This window comes from Streptomyces sp. NPDC059668 (genome assembly GCF_042734135.1).
GTDB lineage: Bacteria > Actinomycetota > Actinomycetes > Streptomycetales > Streptomycetaceae > Streptomyces.
The window spans coordinates 45,784-64,949 of the sequence record NZ_JBHWEL010000023.1 but is presented as its reverse complement, the minus strand read 5'-3'; the positions used below and the strand labels follow the sequence as shown (position 1 = coordinate 64,949).

The 19,166-nt window shown below is 72.8% G+C and carries 13 protein-coding genes and 1 pseudogene; 9 read left to right on the top strand and 5 right to left on the bottom strand.

Annotated elements, in window-relative coordinates; genetic code table 11:
• Positions 1 to 16 precede the first annotated feature (16 nt).
• Together ACFV2J_RS18860 and ACFV2J_RS18855 are read right to left on the bottom strand one after the other, a co-directional pair.
• Positions 17 to 595 (bottom strand): HutD family protein, encoded by a 579-nt coding sequence (locus ACFV2J_RS18860; RefSeq protein WP_385083815.1) that lies wholly within the window; start codon positions 593 to 595, stop codon positions 17 to 19.
• The gene (locus ACFV2J_RS18855; RefSeq protein ID WP_385083814.1) at positions 592 to 1,311 is read right to left on the bottom strand and encodes a vWA domain-containing protein; all 720 of its coding nucleotides are present in this window, start codon (positions 1,309 to 1,311) and stop codon (positions 592 to 594) included. Before ACFV2J_RS18855 ends, ACFV2J_RS18860 begins: the two co-directional genes overlap by 4 nt.
• 176 nt (positions 1,312 to 1,487) lie before the next feature.
• Between ACFV2J_RS18855 and ACFV2J_RS18850 the strand changes: the two genes are divergently transcribed.
• Together ACFV2J_RS18850 and ACFV2J_RS18845 are read left to right on the top strand one after the other, a co-directional pair.
• The gene (locus ACFV2J_RS18850) at positions 1,488 to 2,459 is read left to right on the top strand and encodes a rhomboid family intramembrane serine protease (protein WP_385083813.1); all 972 of its coding nucleotides are present in this window, start codon (positions 1,488 to 1,490) and stop codon (positions 2,457 to 2,459) included.
• 88 nt (positions 2,460 to 2,547) lie between these two features.
• Entirely contained in the window at positions 2,548 to 3,396 is an 849-nt protein-coding gene (locus ACFV2J_RS18845) for a chitosanase (protein WP_385083812.1), read from the top strand.
• A gap of 113 nt (positions 3,397 to 3,509) precedes the next feature.
• Here the strand turns inward: ACFV2J_RS18845 and ACFV2J_RS18840 are convergent, their stop codons facing one another.
• The 3 genes from ACFV2J_RS18840 to ACFV2J_RS18830 all read right to left on the bottom strand — a co-directional run bounded on the left by ACFV2J_RS18840 (position 3,510) and on the right by ACFV2J_RS18830 (position 10,689).
• Positions 3,510 to 4,970 carry a glutamate synthase subunit beta gene (locus ACFV2J_RS18840; protein WP_385083811.1) on the bottom strand — a complete coding sequence of 487 codons (1,461 nt, stop codon included), beginning with the start codon at positions 4,968 to 4,970 and terminating at the stop codon, positions 3,510 to 3,512.
• Positions 4,963 to 9,471 carry a glutamate synthase large subunit gene (gene gltB, locus ACFV2J_RS18835; RefSeq protein ID WP_385083826.1) on the bottom strand — a complete coding sequence of 1,503 codons (4,509 nt, stop codon included), beginning with the start codon at positions 9,469 to 9,471 and terminating at the stop codon, positions 4,963 to 4,965. The genes ACFV2J_RS18840 and gltB overlap by 8 nt, the downstream gene beginning before the upstream one ends.
• A gap of 486 nt (positions 9,472 to 9,957) precedes the next feature.
• Entirely contained in the window at positions 9,958 to 10,689 is a 732-nt protein-coding gene (locus tag ACFV2J_RS18830; RefSeq protein WP_385083810.1) for a VIT1/CCC1 transporter family protein, read from the bottom strand.
• 248 nt (positions 10,690 to 10,937) lie between these two features.
• On the opposite strand from ACFV2J_RS18830, the pseudogene ACFV2J_RS18825 reads away from it, so the two are divergent.
• The 7 genes and pseudogenes from ACFV2J_RS18825 to ACFV2J_RS18795 form a co-directional block, all read left to right on the top strand.
• A pseudogene (locus tag ACFV2J_RS18825) lies at positions 10,938 to 11,946 on the top strand (ADP-ribosylglycohydrolase family protein); the annotation flags it as partial.
• 379 nt (positions 11,947 to 12,325) lie between these two features.
• Positions 12,326 to 13,537, top strand: coding sequence for an ADP-ribosylglycohydrolase family protein (locus ACFV2J_RS18820; RefSeq protein ID WP_385439610.1), 1,212 nt, complete (start codon positions 12,326 to 12,328; stop codon positions 13,535 to 13,537).
• 7 nt (positions 13,538 to 13,544) lie between these two features.
• Complete coding sequence (locus ACFV2J_RS18815; protein WP_385083808.1) at positions 13,545 to 14,714, top strand: ADP-ribosylglycohydrolase family protein; 1,170 nt, start codon at positions 13,545 to 13,547, stop codon at positions 14,712 to 14,714.
• Complete coding sequence (locus ACFV2J_RS18810; RefSeq protein WP_385083807.1) at positions 14,702 to 16,120, top strand: ADP-ribosylglycohydrolase family protein; 1,419 nt, start codon at positions 14,702 to 14,704, stop codon at positions 16,118 to 16,120. The genes ACFV2J_RS18815 and ACFV2J_RS18810 overlap by 13 nt, the downstream gene beginning before the upstream one ends.
• Positions 16,117 to 17,037 (top strand): ribokinase, encoded by a 921-nt coding sequence (rbsK, locus tag ACFV2J_RS18805; RefSeq protein ID WP_385083806.1) that lies wholly within the window; start codon positions 16,117 to 16,119, stop codon positions 17,035 to 17,037. Before ACFV2J_RS18810 ends, rbsK begins: the two co-directional genes overlap by 4 nt.
• Positions 17,034 to 18,236, top strand: coding sequence for a CaiB/BaiF CoA transferase family protein (locus ACFV2J_RS18800; protein WP_385439606.1), 1,203 nt, complete (start codon positions 17,034 to 17,036; stop codon positions 18,234 to 18,236). Before rbsK ends, ACFV2J_RS18800 begins: the two co-directional genes overlap by 4 nt.
• Positions 18,233 to 19,081 (top strand): HpcH/HpaI aldolase/citrate lyase family protein, encoded by an 849-nt coding sequence (locus ACFV2J_RS18795; RefSeq protein WP_385439604.1) that lies wholly within the window; start codon positions 18,233 to 18,235, stop codon positions 19,079 to 19,081. The genes ACFV2J_RS18800 and ACFV2J_RS18795 overlap by 4 nt, the downstream gene beginning before the upstream one ends.
• Positions 19,082 to 19,166 lie beyond the last annotated feature (85 nt).

The following is a 19,166-nucleotide window of genomic DNA, read 5'->3' as shown; positions in this document are numbered from 1 at the left end:
CGAAGGCGACAAGTCGTCAGGGGCGGGGCGGTGTGCCGTGCGGGGCCCGGAGCCGGACGACGGCGGTGCGGCTGGTCGCCCGCAGCACGGCGTCCTCGTCGTTCAGCAGCGCGGCGTCGTGACGGCCGAGGCGCAGCCCGGCCACCTCGGCGGTCCCGTCGAGGGCGACGATCAGCACCTCCGGAGCCGCCGGCAGCGCGACTGAGGCACCACCGCGCACGACCGTGACGACGGGGTCCGCGCCCTCGCCCCTGCGCCACATGACGTTGAGGTTCACGACCGGGCCCCCGAGCAGACGGCAGTCGGTGGGCAGGTCCCCGGGGAAGGACCGGGGGACGAAGGGCGTGTCGACCCGCCGGTGTTCACCGCCGACGGTCAGGTCCATGCCCGTGCCCTCGACCATCGTGAGGGTGCGGTCCACCTCGGCGAACGACGAGAACGGGCCGTCGGCACGGACGTCGGCGAGGCTCACCCGCCACCGGAAGTCGTCCATGCCGGCACCCTCGGGCCCCGCGGCGATCTCCCGCGTCACCCCGCCGCCGTTCTTCCAGGGCGCCGCGACGCGCTCGGCGGCGGCCAGCAGCCGTACGGTCATCGCACGATCCCCCGGGCCCGCGCCGCCGCCAGCCACCGCGGGAACTCGCCGACGATCCGGTCGTACAGCTCCTCGTCGCCCAGTTCCCGGGGATCCGAACCGGCGTGGAAGAAGCCGGCGTTGTCGACCGCCCGCTTCCGCGGGACGGCCAACTCGTCGAGCCTGCGCAGGAAGTCGAACTGCTTGCTGTCCGGGTCGCCGAACCCTATGAACTGCCAGAACAGCGGGAGCCTCGCCGCCTTGCACAAGTACCGTTCGGCGGCGAGCTTGTTGACCGGTCCGCCGTCGGTCTGGAAGACCACGAGCGCGGGGTCCGCCGAGCCGCTGTCGAGATAGTGGTCGATGACCTCGTCCATGGCCAGGTGGTAACTGGTCCTGCCCATGTGCCCGAGCCCGGCGACGATCCGCTCCACCCGCCCCTGGTGGTCGTCGAGCGCGATGTCGGTGACCGCGTCGATGTCGGTGGAGAAGAAGACCACCGGAACGGTGCCGTCGTCGTCGAGATGCGCGGACAGTCCGAGCACCCGGTCGGCGAGCGCCTGGACGCTGCCGTCGAGGTAGTACGGCTTCATCGACCCGGAGTGGTCGACCACCAGGTACACCGCGGCCCGCTGCCCGTCCAGCCCGTGCCGGGCGAGGGAGACACCGGCGGTCTTGTACAGACTGACCAGCGCGGGCGCGGTCTCCTCCACCTCGCTGAGGCCGATCCCGGGCATACGGGGTCCTTCCGTCGGGCTTCGGTGCGGTGAGCTGGGCGGGAGTGCCGAGATTACGACACCACGACGGCCCCCTGCCGCCCCACCCGTACACCCGTGTTCGCTATTTTGTTCGCCGCCGACCCCACCGGCTCACCGTTCCCCTCCCACATGTTCGTACCGCCAAGGAGCCGGCCGTGGAATCCGAGTCCACCGAGTCCACCGAACCCGTCGGGAGAGCCGGCCGCGCCGAGCCCGCCGTCACCACCTGTTACCGCCATCCCAAGGTGGAGTCGTATGTGCGCTGCACCCGGTGCGACCGCTACATCTGCCCCGCGTGCATGCGCGAGGCGGCCGTCGGCCACCAGTGCGTGGAGTGTGTGAAGGAGGGCGCCCGGTCCGTCCGGCAGGCCCGCACGGCGTTCGGCGGCCGCATCGCCACGGCGCCCGTGGTGACGTACGTCCTGATCGCGCTGAACGTGCTGGCCTACCTGGGCGAGTTGGCGCGCCCCGCGATCGTGGACCGGTTCGAGATGCTGGGCGCGGGGCTGAAGGGGCCGGACGGCGGACACTACCTCTGGCAGGTCCCGCTCCCCTTCGACCACGCCTTCCGCCCGGAGGGCGTGGTCGGCGGGGAGTGGTACCGGATGCTGACCGGCGCGTTCCTCCATCTGCCCCCCACCGAGGGCACGTTCGGGATCCTGCACATCGTGATGAACATGGTCTCGCTGTGGAACGTGGGCCGGATGGTGGAGGCCCAGCTCGGCAGGGTCCGCTACGTCGCCCTGTACCTGCTGTCGGCGCTCGGCGGTTCCGTCCTGGTGCTGCTGATCGCGCCGGACGAGACCACGCTCGGCGCGTCGGGCGCGATCTTCGGACTGGGCGCCGCGTACTACGTCATGGGCCGCCGCCTGGGCGCGGACATGAACACCGTCAACCGGTTCGTGGCGGGCCTGCTGCTGTGGCTGCTGATCTCGGCGGGGCTCACCTCCTGGGAGAGCCACCTCGGCGGTCTCCTGGCGGGCGGCGTGGTCACCGTCGCCTACGCCTACGCACCCCGGGACGGCCGGCGCGCCCTCGTCCAGGGCGCCGTGTGCGCGGGCCTGGCGGTGCTCCTGGTGGTGCTGGCCGTCGCGAAGGTCTCCGCGCTGAGGAACGGGGCCGGCTGAGGACCGTCCCGTGATCCCCGGCGGGCGGCGAACGGTCCGCTCCCGGCACCCGGCGGGATCCGACCCGGCCCGTCCCTAGGCTGAGGGCATGAAACGCGTACGCCTCCTCCTGCTCGCGGTCCTCCCCCTGGTCGCGGCGGCGCTCTACTTCGTCGTCCCCGGGCTCCCGGGCTCGGGCGAGGCGGCCGGGTCCGCGGGCCGGCAGGGCGCCGCACGGCCGGACGGCGCCGGCCTCGCCGCGCCGGACAAGAAGGAGCTGGCCCAGAAGATCGTGGCGAGCGCCGAGAACTCCACGCTGGACTGGCGCAGCGCGTACGGCTACGTCGAGGACATCGGCGACGGCCAGGGCTACACGGCGGGCCTCATCGGCTTCTGCACCGGCACCCACGACCTGCTCGTCCTGGTCGAGCGCTACACGAAGGACCACCCGGACAACGGCCTCGCCCGCTATCTGCCCGCGCTGCGCCGGGTCGACGGAACCGACTCCCACGCGGGTCTCGACCCGGGTTTCCCCGCGGCCTGGCGTGCGGAGGCCGCGGTGGCCGCCTTCCGGAAGGCCCAGGACGCCGAGCGCGACCGCGTCTACTTCGACCCCGCGGTCCGCCGCGCCAAGCTCGACGGCCTGGGCACGCTGGGGCAGTTCGTCTATTACGACGCCATGGTCATGCACGGCCCCGGCACCGGCCCCGACGGCTTCTACGGGCTGCGCCGACGCGCCATGGCCCAGGCCGACACCCCGGCCGAGGGCGGCTCCGAGAAGGCCTACCTCGACATCTTCCTGGACATCCGGCGTACCGCCATGAAGGCCGAGCGCGCCCATCACGACACGTCCCGTATCGACACGGCCCAGCGGAGGTTCCTGTACGACGGCAACCTCGGTCTGGACACACCGCTGGAGTGGAAGGTGTACGGGGAGACGTACCGGGTGGCGCGGTAGTCGCGACCGGGCCGGGACGCACCACGGCGCCCACCACCGTCCGGTCGGGGACAAGGCGGGCGCCGCGTTCAGTTCCGTACGCCTTTGTACGGGACGTCTGTTGGGGTGGAGCGTCAGACCATCAGGGAACGGTCCGTGGGGCGGATCGGGGCCGGCAGCTCGCTGGCGCCCGTCAGGAAACGGTCGACCCCGCGGGCGGCCGAACGGCCCTCCGCGATGGCCCACACGATGAGGGACTGGCCGCGGCCCGCGTCACCGGCAACGTACACGCCGGGCACGTTGGTCGCGAAGTCGGCGTCGCGGGCGATGTTGCCGCGCGCGTCGAGCTCCAGGCCGAACTGGGCGACCACGCCGTTCTCGACGTCGGTGCCGGTGAAGCCCATCGCCAGGGTGACCAGCTGGGCGGGGATCTTCCGCTCCGTGCCCGGCTTCTGGTTCAGCCTGCCGTCGACGAACTCGACCTCGGCGAGGTGCAGCCACTGGACGTTGCCGTCCTCGTCGCCCTCGAAGTGGGTGGTGGAGACCGAGTAGACGCGGTCGCCGCCCTCCTCGTGCGCGGAGGTGACCTTGTAGAGCATGGGGAACGTCGGCCACGGCTGGCCGGGGCTGCGCTCCTCGCCCGGACGGGGCATGATCTCCAGCTGCGTGACCGAGGCCGCGCCCTGGCGGTGGGCGGTGCCCACGCAGTCCGCGCCCGTGTCGCCGCCGCCGATGACCACGACGTGCTTGCCCTCGGCGCTGATCGGGGGCGCCACGTAGTCGCCCTCCTGGACCTTGTTGGCCAGCGGCAGGTACTCCATGGCCTGGTGGATGCCCTTGAGTTCGCGGCCGGGCACCGGCAGGTCGCGCGCCGTCGTGGCACCCGCGGCGATGACCACCGCGTCGTACCGCTTGCGCAGGTCGGTCGCCTTGAGGTCGCGGCCGATCTCGACGCCCGTGCGGAAGCGGGTGCCCTCCGCGCGCATCTGCTCGATACGGCGGTTGATGTGCCGCTTCTCCATCTTGAACTCGGGGATGCCGTAGCGCAGCAGGCCGCCGACGCGGTCGGCGCGCTCGTAGACGGCGACCGTGTGGCCGGCCCGGGTCAGCTGCTGGGCGGCGGCGAGGCCCGCGGGGCCCGAGCCGATGACCGCGACGGTCTTGCCCGACAGGCGCTGGGGGATCTGCGGGGCGACGTCCCCGCTGTCCCACGCCTTGTCGATGATCGAGACCTCGACGTTCTTGATGGTCACGGCGGGCTGGTTGATGCCGAGCACACACGCCGACTCGCACGGGGCGGGGCACAGCCGGCCCGTGAACTCCGGGAAGTTGTTCGTGGCGTGCAGACGCTCGGACGCGGCGCCCCAGTCCCCGCGGTAGGCGTAGTCGTTCCACTCGGGGATCAGGTTCCCCAGCGGACAGCCGTTGTGGCAGAACGGGATGCCGCAGTCCATGCAGCGGCCGGCCTGCTTGGAGATGATCGGGAGCAGCGCGCCCGGGACGTAGACCTCGTTCCAGTCCCTGACGCGTTCCTCGACGGGGCGGGTCCTGGCGACCTCGCGGCCGTGGTTCAGAAAGCCCTTGGGATCAGCCATTGGTCGCCGCCTCCATCATCTTCTCGGTGATCTCGGACTCGGTGAGTCCGGCTCGCTCGGCGGCGTCCTTGGCGGCGAGCACTGCCTTGTACGTGCTGGGGATGATCTTGCTGAAGCGGTCGACGGCGGTGTCCCACTCGGCGAGGAGCTTCCCGGCGACCGTCGAGCCGGTCTCCTCCTGGTGGCGGCGCACCACGGCGCGCAGCCACTGCTTGTCGGTGTCGTCGAGCTCCTCGACGGCGCCCGCGTTGCCGGCGTTGACGTTGTCGCGGTCGAGGTCGACGACGTACGCGATGCCGCCGGACATGCCGGCCGCGAAGTTGCGTCCCGTCTCGCCGAGGACGACGGCGTGGCCGCCTGTCATGTACTCGCAGCCGTGGTCGCCCACGCCCTCGGAGACCACCGTCGCGCCGGAGTTGCGGACGCAGAAGCGCTCGCCGGTGCGGCCGCGCAGGAACAGTTCGCCGCCCGTCGCGCCGTACGCGATGGTGTTGCCCGCGATCGTCGAGTACTCGGCGAGGTGGTCGGCGCCCCGGTCGGGGCGGACGACGACCCGGCCGCCGGAGAGGCCCTTGCCGACGTAGTCGTTGGCGTCGCCCTCCAGGCGCAGCGTGACACCGCGCGGCAGGAACGCGCCGAAGGACTGGCCCGCCGACCCCGTGAAGGTGATGTCGATGGTGTCGTCGGGCAGACCCGCGCCGCCGAACTTCTTCGTCACCTCGTGGCCGAGCATGGTGCCGACCGTGCGGTTGATGTTGCGGATCGGGACCTGGGCGCGGACCGGCTGGGCGTCGGCCTGGGAGTTCGCGGCCAGCGCGTCGGCGGCGAGCTTGATCAGTTCGTTGTCCAGGGCCTTCTCCAGGCCGTGGTCCTGCGCGACGACCCGGTGGCGCACCGCGCCCTCGGGCAGCTCGGGCACGTGGAAGAGCGGAGTCAGGTCCAGGCCCTGCGCCTTCCAGTGGTCGACGGCCCGGGTGACGTCGAGGTGCTCGGCGTGGCCGACGGCCTCCTCGATGGTGCGGAAGCCCAGCTCGGCGAGGATCTCGCGGACCTCTTCGGCGATGAACTTGAAGAAGTTCACGATGTACTCGGCCTTGCCGGCGAACCGGTCGCGCAGCACCGGGTTCTGGGTGGCGATGCCGACCGGGCAGGTGTCCAGGTGGCAGACGCGCATCATGACGCAGCCGGAGACGACGAGCGGAGCGGTAGCGAAACCGAACTCCTCGGCGCCGAGCAGCGCGGCGATGACGACGTCGCGGCCGGTCTTCAGCTGGCCGTCGGTCTGGACGACGATCCGGTCGCGCAGGCCGTTGAGCAGCAGGGTCTGCTGGGTCTCGGCGAGACCGAGCTCCCAGGGGCCGCCCGCGTGCTTGAGCGAGGTGAGCGGGGAGGCGCCGGTGCCGCCGTCGTGGCCGGAGATGAGGACCACGTCCGCGTGTGCCTTGGAGACGCCCGCGGCGACCGTGCCGACGCCGACCTCGGAGACCAGCTTCACGTGGATGCGGGCCTGCGGGTTGGCGTTCTTGAGGTCGTGGATCAGCTGGGCCAGGTCCTCGATGGAGTAGATGTCGTGGTGCGGGGGCGGGGAGATCAGGCCCACGCCGGGGGTGCTGTGCCGGGTCCTGGCGACCCAGGGGTACACCTTGTGGCCGGGCAGCTGGCCACCCTCGCCGGGCTTGGCGCCCTGCGCCATCTTGATCTGGATGTCGTCGGCGTTGACCAGGTACTCCGAGGTCACACCGAAGCGGCCGGAGGCGACCTGCTTGATGGACGAGCGGCGCGCCGGGTCGTACAGGCGGTCCGCGTCCTCGCCGCCCTCGCCGGTGTTGGACTTGCCGCCGAGCTGGTTCATGGCGATGGCGAGGGTCTCGTGCGCCTCCTTGGAGATGGAGCCGTACGACATGGCACCGGTGGAGAAGCGCTTGACGATCTCGCTGACCGGCTCGACCTCGTCGATCGGGATCGACGGGCGGTCGGAGGCGAAGCCGAACAGGCCGCGGAGCGTCATCAGGCGCTCGGACTGCTCGTTCACCCGCTCCGTGTACTTCTTGAAGATGTCGTAGCTGCCGGAGCGCGTCGAGTGCTGGAGGCGGAAGACCGTCTCCGGGTCGAACAGGTGGGGTTCGCCCTCGCGGCGCCACTGGTACTCGCCGCCTATGTCGAGGGCGCGGTGCGCGGGCGCGATGCCGGAGGCCGGGTAGGCCTTGGCGTGCCGGGCGGCGACCTCCTTGGCGATGACGTCGAGACCGGCGCCGCCGATCTTCGTCGCGGTGCCGCTGAAGTACCTGCCGACGAACTCGGCGTCCAGGCCGACGGCCTCGAAGACCTGCGCGCCGCGGTAGGAGGCGACGGTGGAGATGCCCATCTTGGACATGACCTTGAGGACGCCCTTGCCGAGCGCGTAGATCAGGTTGCGGATGGCCTGCTCGGCCTCGATGTCCTGGAGGAAGGTGCCGGCGCGGACCAGGTCCTCGACCGACTCCATCGCCAGGTAGGGGTTGACCGCCGCGGCGCCGAAGCCGATGAGGAGGGCCACGTGGTGGACCTCGCGGACGTCGCCGGCCTCGACCAGCAGGCCCACCTGGGTGCGCTGCTTGGTGCGGATGAGGTGGTGGTGGACGGCCGCGGTCAGCAGCAGCGAGGGGATCGGGGCGTGCTCGGCGTCCGAGTGCCGGTCGGAGAGCACGATCAGGCGGGCGCCGTTGTCTATGGCGGCGTCGGCCTCGGTGCAGATCTCCTCGATGCGCGCGGCCAGCGAGTCGCCGCCGCCGGAGACGCGGTAGAGACCGGAGAGGGTGGCGGCCTTCATGCCGGGCATGTCGCCGTCGGCGTTGATGTGGATGAGCTTGGCCAGCTCGTCGTTGTCGATCACCGGGAAGGGCAGGGTGACGCTGCGACAGGAGGCAGCGGTCGGCTCCAGGAGGTTGCCCTGCGGGCCCAGCGAGGAGCGCAGCGAGGTGACGAGCTCCTCACGGATCGCGTCCAGCGGCGGGTTGGTGACCTGCGCGAAGAGCTGGGTGAAGTAGTCGAAGAGCAGACGCGGGCGCTGCGACAGGGCGGCGATCGGCGTGTCCGTGCCCATCGAGCCGATCGGCTCGGCGCCGGCCGAGGCCATCGGCGCGAGGATGATCCGCAGCTCCTCCTCCGTGTAGCCGAAGGTCTGCTGGCGGCGGGTGACCGAGGCGTGGGTGTGCACGATGTGCTCGCGCTCGGGCAGGTCGGAGAGCTCGATCTCGCCGGCCTCCAGCCACTCCGCGTAGGGCAGGTCGTCGGCGAGGCCGGCCTTGATCTCGTCGTCCTCGATGATGCGGTGCTCGGCGGTGTCCACGAGGAACATGCGGCCGGGCTGGAGGCGGCCCTTGCGGACGACCTTGGCGGGGTCGATGTCGAGGACGCCGACCTCGGAGCCGAGGACGACGAGGCCGTCGTCGGTGACCCAGTAGCGGCCCGGGCGCAGACCGTTGCGGTCGAGGACCGCGCCGACCTGGGTGCCGTCGGTGAAGGTGACGCAGGCGGGGCCGTCCCAGGGCTCCATCATCGTGGAGTGGAACTGGTAGAAGGCGCGCCGGGCCGGGTCCATGGAGGCGTGGTTCTCCCACGCCTCCGGGATCATCATGAGCACGGAGTGCGGGAGCGAGCGGCCGCCGAGGTGGAGGAGTTCGAGCACCTCGTCGAAGGAGGCCGAGTCGGACGCGTCCGGTGTGCAGACGGGGAAGACCCGCTCCAGGCCCTTGTCGCCGAACAGGTCGGAGACCAGCTGGGACTCGCGGGCCTTCATCCAGTTGCGGTTGCCCTTGACCGTGTTGATCTCGCCGTTGTGCGCGACGAAGCGGTACGGGTGGGCGAGCGGCCAGCTCGGGAAGGTGTTGGTGGAGAACCGGGAGTGCACGAGCGCGATCGCGGAGGCGAAGCGGCGGTCGGACAGGTCCGGGAAGAAGGGTTCGAGCTGGCCGGTGGTCAGCATGCCCTTGTAGACGATGGTGCGCGCGGAGAGCGACGGGAAGTAGACGCCGGCCTCGCGTTCGGCGCGCTTGCGCAGCACGAACGCCTTGCGGTCGAGGTCGATGCCCTTGCTGGCGCCGTCGGTCACGAAGATCTGACGGAAGACGGGCATCGTGGAGCGGGCGGTGGCGCCGAGGAGTTCGGGGGCGACAGGCACCTGGCGCCAGCCGAGGACGGTCAGGTCCTCGTCGGCGGCGATCGTCTCGATCCGTGAGACGGCGTCCTCGGTGCCGTCGCCGGGCAGGAAGGCGATGCCGACCGCGTAGGCACCGGCCTCGGGCAGCTCGAATCCGGCCACCTCGCGGAGGAACGCGTCCGGGACCTGGGACAGGATGCCCGCGCCGTCGCCCGAGTCGGGCTCGGCGCCGGTGGCACCGCGGTGTTCCAGGTTGCGCAGCACGGTGAGCGCCTGCTCGACCAGCGCGTAGCTCGCCTCGCCGGTGAGGGTGGCCACGAAGCCGACGCCACAGGCGTCGTGCTCGTTGCGGGGGTCGTACATACCCTGAGCAGCAGGGCGAGCATCCATGAAGGACCAGTTCTGGCCATTCGTGGAGTGCTGGGACGGCTGGCGCGGCGAACGCATCGGCTCTCCCGTCGTCGTCGTGGCTGGGGGCACCTCCCAGCGCTTCGAAAGGCGTCTGGGGGAGCGTGTGCCGAGGGACGACGTTGGCCCTCTGCTGGGGGGATGCAAAATTTCGTGCAGGTTACATGATGGAGCGGTTCCCGGGAACCGGATACTGCGTTCCAACATGCGGACACCGGGGGTCGCGGCGGGGGGTACCGCGCACGGCACTGGAGTTAAGGGGACCCAGGGGGACAGATCGGTGTCCGTGGGGCCGGAGCGCGGAAGGCAGCGTCGCCTGCCGCGGTGGTGCGGAGCAGGCTTCATTGCCCGCAGCGCTTACGGCTCATGCCCAGTGGTTAAGTATTCGAAACCAGCGAGTAACGGCTACTTATGCAGTCCCTTGCATAGCTCCGCCATACATCATCCTACGGCGGTACCGAACAGACTGCCCAGGACGTACGTCACACCCGCCGCGGCACCACCGAGCGCGAGCTGCCGCAGTCCGCTGTACCACCAGGAGCGCGCCGTCACCCGGGCCACGACGGCGCCGCACGCGAAGAGCCCGATCAGCGCGAGCAGCAGCGCGGGCCACAGGACGGTCGCGCCGAGCAGGTACGGGAGCAGCGGGAGCAGCGCGCCCAGGGCGAAGGAGCCGAAGCTCGACACGGCGGCGACCGCGGGCGAGGGCAGGTCGCCGGGGTCTATGCCCAGCTCCTCGCGCGCGTGTATCTCCAGGGCCTGCTCGGGGTCGCGGGACAGCTGCCGGGCGACCTCGCGGGCCAGTTCGGGCTCGACCCCGCGGGTCTCGTAGAGCGCGGCGAGCTCACGCTCCTCGTCCTTCGGGTGCTTCCTCAGCTCCCGGCGCTCCACGTCGAGTTCGGCCTCGACGAGCTCGCGCTGCGAGGCGACGGAGGTGTACTCGCCGGCGGCCATGGAGAAGGCTCCGGCGGCCAGGCCCACGAGTCCGGTGATGACGATCGTCCGGTGGGAGACGGACCCGCCGGCGACACCGGTCATCAGGGCGAGGTTGGACACGAGCCCGTCCATCGCGCCGAACACCGCCGGGCGCAGCCAGCCGCCGTTCACATCGCGGTGGGTGTGGTTGTCCCGGTGCGCCTCGTGCAGTGCGGCTTCGGTCTCGATGATGGACATACCGGTCCCCCAGAACACGTGATTGGACTTCTTCTACTTTTCGACAACCCTAAAAGTACGCTCGGAATTTCCTGCCCGCCAGCAAGGAAAGGCTCGGCTAACCTGCACCTTTACCCTCCTTCGCTCATCCGTGGAGAACCCCGCACAGATGTCGACCGGGTGAATACGGTGCCGCGCCAGGCTCTGCGCGCCCCCTCCCGTGGGACACATCCCCAAAGGGCTCTGGGCCCTGAGAGGAGTGGCACCGAATGGCTTCCATCGCCTGCATCCCCTCCGTCCCGGCGCCCGGGGACGCCACCGGTCTGCGCGAACGGGCCCGCGGCGCGCTGCTCGGTCTCGCCGTCGGGGACGCGCTCGGCGCGCCCGCCGAGAACATGCGGCCGTCGGAGATCCGCGCGAAGTGGGGCCGGATCACGGGCTACGTCGCCGAGCATCCGGCCGGGACGGACGACACGGAGTACGCGATCTTCTCCGGACTGCTGCTGGCCCGGCACGGCTCGGCGCTCACCGTCGCGCACGTCGAGTCGGCCTGGCACCAGTGGATCGCGGACCGTGACGAGGGACCCTTCCGCGGCGCCGGCTTCAGCGAGCGCGGCACCCTGGAGAACCTCCGCCGGGGACTGGCGGCTCCCATCTCGGCCCAGCACCGGCACGCCTGGAGCGACGGCCTGGCGATGCGCGCGGCGCCTTTCGGCGTGTTCGCGGCGGGGCGCCCCGCGGAGGCCGCTCGACTGGTGGCGATCGACGGTTCGGTGAGCCACGACGGCGAGGGCATCTACGGCGGCCAGGCGGTCGCGGCGGGAGTCGCGGCGGCGATGGCGGGCGCCTCGACGATCGCCGTGGCCGCCTCCGCGCTCGCGGTGATCCCGGACGACTCCTGGACCGCCCGCTCGCTGCGCCGCGCGATCGCGGTGGCGCACCGCGGCGAACGGGCGGTGCGCTCGGCGGTCGTCATCGGCGGCTACCCCTGGACGGACCTGGCCCCCGAGGCCGTCGCGCTGGCCTTCGGCGCGTACGCGGCCGCCGACGGCGACTTCACCGAGTCCGTCCTCACCGCCGTCAACATGGGCCGCGACGCCGACACCACGGCGGCGGTGGCGGGCGCGCTGGCCGGGGCGACCCGGGGCGCCGGCGCGATCCCGGCCGCCTGGGCGGCGGCCATCGGTCCGGCGCGCGGCAGCTGCCTCCCCTCGATGGAGGGCCACCACGTGCTGGACGTGGCGGAACTGCTGACCCCGGGGGACGACGCGAAGTGGCGTTCGAGGGCCGCGTGGGAGCCGGGCCCGGACAGCGGTGTGCCCGTACGGGATCGCAGACGGCCCGCACGCGATCCGGACCGCACGAGAGCGGCCCCGCACCCGCAACCGGACGCCGCTCCGGGACCCCACGCCCTCCCCGCCGACCACACCCTCACCGCGGACCGGGCCCGCACCACCGGCCCCGTTCCCACCCCGGACCACGCCCTCACCTCGGACCGCACCCTCACCCCCGATCACACCCCAGTCACCGACCGCACCCTCACCCCGGATCACACCCCCGTCACCGACCGCACCCTCACCCTGGATCACACCCCCCTCACCGACCGCATCCGCACCACCGACCACACCCATGCCACCGCCGACGAGGAGGTACGCCCATGAGACCCGGCCTCGTGGGAGACGAAGCCGGTGCCGGAGCGGCCTCGGCGCCGGACGTCCTCGTCACGGAGATCGCCGATCCGCCGCCCGGCCCACGCCTCCGCCGCATCGAGGGCCTCCTGCTCGGCCTCGCCGCCGGCGACGCCGCCGGCTGGCCCGCGGCCCGGCACCGCGCCGCCCGGATGCCCGAGTGGACACGACGGCTGACCAGGGAACTCGACACGTTCGCCGAACAGAACGCGACGACGACCCTGCCGGTGCCCATCGCCCTGAACCAGCCGCCGGAGCCCCTGCGGCTCGGCCCCTCGGACGACGCCGAGTGGGCGGCGTTCGCCGCCGAGGCCGTGCTGCGCGCCGGGGACGCCGGCGCGCTCGGCGATCTCAGCCGGGCGCGGCGGATGCGGGCGTCCATCGACCTGTCCTGGAACGCCGTCGCCAGCGAGGTCGCCGCGGCCGCCGAACGCGCCCCCGAGGTCGAGTCCGCGCTGCTGCCGCTGCGCGCCCGGATCTCCGTACGGGCCGGGCTCGGCAACCTCGCCACCGGTCTGCGCCCGCCCGCCACCGGCCACGACAATCCGCACTACTTCGACGACGCGGCCTGCGTCCGGGCGTGCGTGCTCGCCATCGCCCACCCGGGCGATGCCACGCTCGCCGCGGAACTGGCGGAGTTCGACGCCCGCTACACCCAGGACGGCGACGGCGTGCACGGCGCCCGCGCCATGGCCGCCGCCCTCGCGCTCGCCCTCGCCGGGGCCGACGTCGAGGCCTGCGCGGACGCCGCCCTCGCCGAACTGCCCAAGGAGACGGAGATCGGCCGCAACGCGCGCCACGCGCTGCGGCTCGCCCGCGACAGCGAGAGCACCTTCGCCCTGGTCCCCCTTCTGGAACACCAGATCGTCGACCACGTCTACAGCTACGGCGTCGCCGCGGCGGAGACCGTTCCGGTCGCCCTGGCCCTGGCGAGCGCGGCGCGCGGCCGGATCGCGGAGGCGGTGCCCGCCGCCGCCTGCCTCTCCCGCGTCGCCGACTCCGCCCCGGCTCTGGCCGGCGCGCTGACCGGCGCGCTCGGCGGCGGCGCGTCGATCCCGGACACCTGGCGCGACGCCTGCCGGATCCTCTCGGGCTGCGCGCTCCCCCGCCTCACCGGCACGGACCTCATCGGACTCGCCGATCTGCTCGAAGCGACGGAACTGGCCCTCCCAGAGGGATGATTCGGGCATGACGCCCAAAAGAGTAGAAATGGGAACCCTCGACGAACGGATCACGGGAGCCCTCGTCGGAGCCGCGGTCGGCGACGCGCTCGGCGGTCCCGTCGAGGGCTACACCCCCGAGCAGATCACCGAACGCCACGGCGGCCGCGTGCACGGCGTCGTCGGCCCCTGGAACGGCGACGCCTGGCGCACCGCCCGCCCCATCGCCCCGTACCACAAGGGCGACGGGCACGTCACCGACGACACCCTGATGACCCATGCGCTGATCCGCGTGTACGGCACGGTCCGTGACCACCTCGACGCGTACGCCGTCGCCGGACACTTGGTCCCGGACCTGATGACGGCCCCCCGCTGGATCCCGGAACTGGAGACGGAGGCGCTCCCGCTCCAACGGATCTTCCTCGCCGAGAAGTGGCTGGTCGCCCGGCTCCACTACGGCCATGTGGACCCCCGCGAGGCGGGCGCGGGCAACATCGTCAACTGCGGCGCCGCGATGTACATGGCACCGGTCGGACTGGTGAACGCGGCCAACCCGGCGGGCGCGTACGCCGAGGCGCTGGACGTCGCGGGCGCGCACCAGTCCTCCTACGGCAGGGAGGCCGCGGGCGTGCTGGCGGCGGGCGTGGCGGCGGCGTGCACACCGGGCGCGACCCCGGACTCGGTCGTCACGGCCTGTCTGGCCCTGGCGAAGGACGGCACCCGGGACGCGATCGAGGCGGTCTGCGAAGTCGCCGCCCGCCACTCCGACTTCGAGTCGGCGCTGCGCCCGCTGCGGGAGGCGGTGGCCCCCTACGACACGGTGGGCCCGGACTACCGCTCCCCGTCGCTCGGCGCCCGCCGCCCCTCCCGTCTGCACTCCATCGAGGAACTCCCCGTCGCGCTCGGCATGCTGGTGGTCGCCGGCGGCGACTTCCGGCACGCGGTCCTCGGTTCGGTGAACTACGGCCGCGACTGCGACTCCATCGCCACGATGGCCGGGGCCCTCGCCGGCGCGCTCGGCTCCGAGGTCCCGCACGACTGGGCCAAGACGGTCGAGGAAGCGAGCCGCCTCGACCTGCACGCCCCGGCAGCGACCCTCGCGCAGGTGACCCGCGAGATCTTCGACCGGGACGTACACCGCCGGCGCGCGCACGAGGCGGCGTACGCCGCGCTTGCGGGGACCCCATGCTCCGACTGACCTGGGTCCAGCCCGAGGACCTCCTCGGGCACGAGCTCCACCAGGCGGCCCAGGACGGCCGCGAGGCCGGTCCGATCGCGGCACGCTGGCACGCGGCCGGCGGCCCGCCGGCCCCCCTCCGGGCCGGCGCCTCCGCCACTCCCGCCGCACCGCACCTGCGCGCCCTGGCGACCGACCTGCTGGACGAACTCTCCTGCCTGCCGAGCGGGTTGGCCGACCACGAGCCCACGGACCTGGCCACCGTCATGACCCGCTGCCCCGACTGGCCCGCACGGCAGCCGGACCCGGCCGCCGTCGGCGACGACGACGGCGCACCCGTCGCCCCCGGAGTCCCGGGCCCCTCCCCGGCCGTCGCCGTACCCCGTCTGGAGGCCGCCTGGCTGGGCCGGGCCGCGGGCTGTCTACTGGGCAAACCCGTCGAGAAACTCCCCCTCCGGGGCATCCGCGCACTGGCGAAGGCCACCGGGAACTGGCCCCTCCACACCTGGTTCACGGCCCGCGGCCTGTCCGCGGAGCTGACCGAGGCGTACCCCTGGAACAGGCGCTCGGCGTCCACCTCGCTCGCCGAGAACATCGACGGAATGCCCGAGGACGACGACCTCAACTACCCCCTCGTCAACCTCCTGTTGCTGCAACGCCACGGCAAGGGGTTCACCACCGCGGACGTGGCCCGCCTCTGGCTGGACGAACTCCCCGCCGGCCGCACCTTCACCGCGGAACGCGTCGCCTACCGCAACCTCCTCGCCGGCGTCGAGCCCCCGCACACGGCCCACCACCGCAACCCCTTCCGCGAATGGATCGGCGCCCTCATCCGCGCGGACGTCCACGGCTGGACGAACCCGGGCGACCCGGCCGCCGCCGCGGCACAGGCCCACCGCGACGCCACCCTCACCCACACCGCGAACGGTGTGTACGCGGCCATGTTCACCGCCGCCACCATCGCCGAGGCCGCCACCGGCCGCAGCGACATCCACGCCTGCCTGCGCACCGGCCTGACCGTCGTACCCCCCGCCTCCCGGCTGGCGAAGGCGGTCCACCACGCCGTCCGGCTCGCCCACTCGACGGTGGACTTCGAGAAGGTCGTCGACGTCCTGCACACCACCTACGGCGACCACCACTGGGTGCACGCCCTGCCCAACACCGCCCTGATCGCCGCCGCCCTCACCCACGCGGACGGCGACTTCACCGGTTCCGTCTGCCGCGCGGTGTCCGGCGGCTGGGACACCGACTCCAACGGCGCCACGGCGGGCAGCGTCGCGGGCCTGCTCGCCGGTGCCCCCGACGCCCTGCCGGAGCGCTGGACCACCCCGCTCAAGAACCGTCTGGCCACCTCCCTCGCCGACTTCAACGGCATCGGCTTCGACACCCTCGCCCAGCTCACGCACCGGGAGACCCGTCACCCATGACCCATATCGCCGTGCTCGGCAGCACGAACATGGACCTCGTCACGTACGTCGCCAAGGCCCCCCAGCGCGGAGAGACCGTGACCGGACGGGAGTTCCGCACGATCCCCGGCGGCAAGGGCGCCAACCAGGCGGTCGCCGCGGCCCACGCGGGCGCCGACGTCACACTGATCGGCGCGGTCGGCGTCGACTCCTTCGGCTCCCAGCTCCGCTCCGCCCTGGAGCACTCCGGCGTGGACACCGACCATCTGCGCACCACCGAGGGCCCGTCGGGCACCGCGCACATCGTGGTGGACGACGAGGGCGGCAACGCGATCGTCGTCATCCCCGGCGCCAACGGCACCGTCGACCACCTCGCCCCCGGCGACGAGGGCCTCATCACCACCGCCGACGCGCTCCTGCTCCAGCTGGAGATCCCGCTCGCCGCCGTCGTCGCGGGCGCCGAGGCGGCCCGCAGGCACGGCGTCCGCACCATCCTGACCCCGTCCCCCGCCCAACCGCTGCCGGACCGGCTCCTCGCCTCCATCGACCTGCTCGTGCCCAACGAGTACGAGGCCGCCGCGCTGACCGGCACCCCCGATCCCCGCGAGGCGGCCACCGCGCTGCTCGACCACGTGCCGGAGGTCGTCGTCACCCTGGGCGCCGCCGGCAGCCTGTACGCGGCCCGGGGCGCCGCCCCCCTCATGGTCACCGCGCCCCGTGTCAGCGCCGTGGACTCGACCGGCGCGGGCGACACCTTCGTCGGTACCCTCGCGGTCGCCCTCGCCGAGGGCCGGCCGATGCCCGAGGCGCTCGTCTGGGCGTCGGCCGCCGCCGGGCTGTCGGTCCAGCGGATCGGGGCCACCTCCTCGATGCCGTACCGCTCCGAGATCGACGCCGAGGCCTCGTCGCACGCGCAGCACGCGCAGTCCACGTCATGAGCGCGCGCCCCGGGCCCGGCCCGCTCACCGGCCTGCGCGTCCTCGACCTCGCCACCCTCTTCGCCGGTCCGCTCGCCGCCACCCTGCTCGGCGACTTCGGCGCCGAGGTCGTCAAGGTCGAGCACCCGGCGAAGCCCGATCCGTCCCGGGGCCACGGCCCCTCGAAGGACGGCGTCGGCCTGTGGTGGAAACTCCTCGGCCGCAACAAACGCACCATCACCCTCGACCTGTCGAAACCGGGTGGCCGCGCCACCCTCCTGCGGCTCGCCGCGGACGCCGACGTGATCATCGAGAACTTCCGCCCCGGCACGCTGGAGAAGTGGGACCTCGGGTGGGAGGAGCTGTCCGCCGCCAACCCCCGGCTCGTACTCGCCCGCGTCACCGCCTTCGGCCAGTTCGGCCCCTACGCGCACCGCCCCGGCTTCGGCACGCTCGCGGAGGCCATGAGCGGCTTCGCGGCGATCACCGGTGAACCGGACACACCCCCGGTCCTGCCCCCTTTCGGCCTGGCCGACTCGATCGCGGGCCTGACGACGGCGTACGCCGTGATGACGGCCCTGCGCGCCCGCGAGACCTCGGGCCTCGGCCAGGTGGTCGACATGGCGATCATCGAACCGATCCTCACCGTGCTGGGCCCCCAGCCGCTCTGGTACGACCAGCTCGGCCACGTCCAGCCCCGCACCGGCAACCGCTCCGCGAACAACGCGCCCCGCAACACCTACCGCACGGCGGACGGATCGTGGGTCGCCGTCTCGACCTCCGCGCAGTCGATCGCCGAGCGGGTGATGCGGCTGGTCGGACGCCCGGACCTGATCGACGAGCCGTGGTTCGCGACCGGCGCGGACCGGGCACGGCACACGGACGTCCTCGACGAGGCGGTGGGCGCCTGGATCGCCCGCCGTGACCGCGCGGAGGTGCTGGAGGCCTTCGAGAAGGCCGAGGCGGCGGTGGCCCCGATCCAGGACGTCACCGACGTGATGGAGGACGCCCAGTACGAGGCCCTGGACACCATCACCACCGTCGCCGACCCGGAACTCGGTCCCCTGCGCATGCAGAACGTCCTGTTCCGGCTCTCCTCCACCCCCGGCTCGATCCGCTGGGCGGGCCGCCCGCACGGCGCCGACACGGACGCGGTCCTCACCGAACTCGGACTGTCCGGCACCGAGATCACCGCCCTCAGATCGGAAGGCGCCCTGTGACGGTCCCGGCCTTCCCGCTCACCTGGCTGTACGCCCCCGGAGACCGCCCGGACGTGGTGGTCAAGGCCCTCGCCTCGGGCGCGGACATCGTCCTGATCGACCTGGAGGACGCGGTCGCACCCGGCCGCAAGGAGTACGCCCGCGACGCCACCGCCGAGCTGCTCTCGGACCCTCCCCCGGTCCCGGTCCACGTCCGGGTGAACACGCTGGACGGCCCCCTGGCCGAGGCCGACCTCAAGACGCTCTCCCCGCTCCCGGGCCTGTCCGGCCTGCGGCTGCCCAAGGTGGCCTCGCCCACGGACGTCGCCCACGTCGCGGAGCACGCCGCGCCCGCCCGGGGCGACGGGATCCCGCTGTACGCCCTGCTGGAGACGGCCCTCGGCGTCGAACACGCCTTCGCCATCGCCTCGGCCCACCCCGCCGTACGCGGCATCGGCCTCGGCGAGGCGGATCTCCGGGCCGACCTGGGCGTACGTGAGGACGCGGGCCTCGACTGGGCCCGTGCCCGGATCGTGCTCGCCGCCCGGGCCGCCGGGCTCTCACCCCCCGCGCAGTCCATCCACCCCGACATCCGGGACCTGGAGGGACTGGCGGCCTCCTGCGCGCACGGGCGCACCCTCGGCTTCCTCGGCCGCGCGGCCATCCACCCCCGCCAGCTCCCCGTGATCGAACGCGCCTACCTTCCGACACCGGCCGAGGTGGAGAGCGCCGAGGCCGTCGTCGAGGCGGCCGGCATCGAGCCGGGGGCCCAGGCCCTGCCCGACGGCCGTTTCGTGGACGCGGCGGTCGTGGCGTGCGCCCGCCGCACCCTGGCACTGGCCCGGCGCGACGCGGTGACGGCATGAACGAGGGGGGGGGGCGGGGGGGGGGGCGGGGGCCCCCCCCCCCGGCCCGCCCAGCACCCCACAGCGAGCGCCGCCACCCCCGCGC

What these genes read in the sequence shown, in the direction of transcription:
- ACFV2J_RS18830 (WP_385083810.1), bottom strand. Translation starts at nt 10,689, where the DNA reads ATGTCCATCATCGAGACCGAAGCCGCACTGCACGAGGCGCACCGGGAC.
- ACFV2J_RS18815 (WP_385083808.1), top strand. Translation starts at nt 13,545, where the DNA reads ATGACGCCCAAAAGAGTAGAAATGGGAACCCTCGACGAACGGATCACG.
- ACFV2J_RS18810 (WP_385083807.1), top strand. Translation starts at nt 14,702, where the DNA reads ATGCTCCGACTGACCTGGGTCCAGCCCGAGGACCTCCTCGGGCACGAG.
- ACFV2J_RS18860 (WP_385083815.1), bottom strand. Translation starts at nt 595, where the DNA reads ATGACCGTACGGCTGCTGGCCGCCGCCGAGCGCGTCGCGGCGCCCTGG.
- ACFV2J_RS18855 (WP_385083814.1), bottom strand. Translation starts at nt 1,311, where the DNA reads ATGCCCGGGATCGGCCTCAGCGAGGTGGAGGAGACCGCGCCCGCGCTG.
- ACFV2J_RS18820 (WP_385439610.1), top strand. Translation starts at nt 12,326, where the DNA reads ATGAGACCCGGCCTCGTGGGAGACGAAGCCGGTGCCGGAGCGGCCTCG.
- ACFV2J_RS18840 (WP_385083811.1), bottom strand. Translation starts at nt 4,970, where the DNA reads ATGGCTGATCCCAAGGGCTTTCTGAACCACGGCCGCGAGGTCGCCAGG.
- rbsK (WP_385083806.1), top strand. Translation starts at nt 16,117, where the DNA reads ATGACCCATATCGCCGTGCTCGGCAGCACGAACATGGACCTCGTCACG.
- gltB (WP_385083826.1), bottom strand. Translation starts at nt 9,471, where the DNA reads ATGTACGACCCCCGCAACGAGCACGACGCCTGTGGCGTCGGCTTCGTG.
- ACFV2J_RS18845 (WP_385083812.1), top strand. Translation starts at nt 2,548, where the DNA reads ATGAAACGCGTACGCCTCCTCCTGCTCGCGGTCCTCCCCCTGGTCGCG.
- ACFV2J_RS18800 (WP_385439606.1), top strand. Translation starts at nt 17,034, where the DNA reads ATGAGCGCGCGCCCCGGGCCCGGCCCGCTCACCGGCCTGCGCGTCCTC.